This is a genomic window from Micromonospora sp. ATA51 (assembly GCF_016802855.1).
GTDB classification, from domain to species: Bacteria; Actinomycetota; Actinomycetes; order Mycobacteriales; family Micromonosporaceae; genus Micromonospora; species Micromonospora sicca.
This window is the reverse complement of record NZ_JAEVHJ010000660.1, coordinates 1-1,337: the sequence shown is the minus strand read 5'-3', so window position 1 is coordinate 1,337 and position 1,337 is coordinate 1. Positions and strand designations below refer to the sequence as shown.

Annotated in this window: 2 protein-coding genes; both read left to right on the top strand. The window is 76.0% G+C overall.

Going from position 1 to position 1,337, the window contains the following annotated elements:
• The first annotated feature begins 299 nt into the window (after nucleotides 1-299).
• A complete protein-coding gene (locus tag JNW87_RS38750) occupies nucleotides 300-605 on the top strand; it encodes a hypothetical protein (protein WP_109801616.1) in 306 nt (101 codons plus the stop codon).
• An 83-nt stretch (nucleotides 606-688) separates the two neighbouring features.
• On the top strand, nucleotides 689-1,337 hold a 649-nt coding region (locus JNW87_RS38745), incomplete at its 3' end, for an MFS transporter (RefSeq protein ID WP_375373614.1).

The following is a 1,337-nucleotide window of genomic DNA, read 5'->3' as shown; positions in this document are numbered from 1 at the left end:
GGTGGCGGCCCGGGCCGCGTCCGGCACGGCGGCGGCGACGGTACGGACCGCGTGCGCGACGGCTTCCGGCACGCCGACCGGCGGCAGGAGCCGGCCGCGACCCGGCCCAGCGACGTCATCGAGCGGTACGGCCGAGTCGCCGGCCCTGCTCCCCGGTGCCGCTGCCGCGCTCGCCGTACGCCATCTCGCCTCCCGCGCCTCGTCCCGGCGGCCTGGCTTCCCGACGGAGAGTCCGTTATGCCCTGCGAGCAGGGGAAGTTTCCCTGCCGGGCGGGGGCATGGACCGGGTCGCCGGTGGAATGCCGGTTCGGACGTCGATGGTGGGGCGAACCGGGGAGGTCGGGATGAGCACGCTGACGCGCAACCTCAGTGGGGGACACGAGACGCTCCGCACGTACGGCCGGCGGGTGGAGATCCCGATGCTCGGCGAGGTGGCGGTGCCGCCGCCGGACAAGGTCGCCTACTACGCCGGGCTCGGGGTGCTGGCCGCGCTGCAGGTCATCGAGTGGCCGTTGGCCCTGGTGATCACCGCCGGGCACCTGCTGGCCGACCAGCACATGTCCGGGCTGGTGAAGGGGGTGGGCGAGGCGCTGGAGTCGGCCTGACGAGACGGGGCTCACGGTTGACCTCAACCCGGGTTGAGGGCCGAGGCTGAGGGCATGCCGACCACACCCCGCGCGGCCCGCCGGTGACCGCCACCGCCGCTCCGGCCGCCCCGCCCGAGCACCTGTACGCCCCGCGCCTGCGGGCGATGACCGTGGGCAGCATCGCCCTGGTGTCCCTGCTGGCGTTCGAGGCGCTGGCCGTCGGCACCGCCATGCCGACGGTCGCCCGCAGCCTGGACGGGCTGGCCCTGTACGCGCTCGCCTTCGGTGGCCCGTTCGCCTCCGGCGTGGTCGCGATGGTGGTCTCCGGCATCTGGTGCGACGCGCGGGGACCCCGGGCGCCGATGTGGCACGGGGTGGCCTGGTTCGTGGTGGGGCTGCTGGTCGCCGGGAGCGCGTCGGCGATGGGGGTGCTGGTCGTCGGCCGGGTGGTGCAGGGCTTCGGCTCGGGCCTGCTGTCGGTGGCGCTCTACGTGATCGTGGGTCAGGCGTACCCGGAGGAGTTGCGGCGGCGGGTGTTCGCCGCGTTCGCGGCGGCCTGGGTCGTCCCGTCGCTGGTCGGTCCGGCGTTGGCCGGCCTGATCGTCGAGCACCTCGGCTGGCGGTGGGTCTTCCTGGCGGTGCCGGCGGTCGCGGTGCCGGCGGTGCTGCTGATCCAGCCCGGGCTGCGGGCGCTCGGCGCGACGGCGCCGGTCCGGCCGCCCGCGGGCGCGGCGGCCCGGATCGGCTGGG

Coding starts and splice junctions, on each gene's coding strand:
- JNW87_RS38750 (WP_109801616.1), top strand. CDS start 300: ATGCCGGTTCGGACGTCGATGGTGGGGCGAACCGGGGAGGTCGGGATG.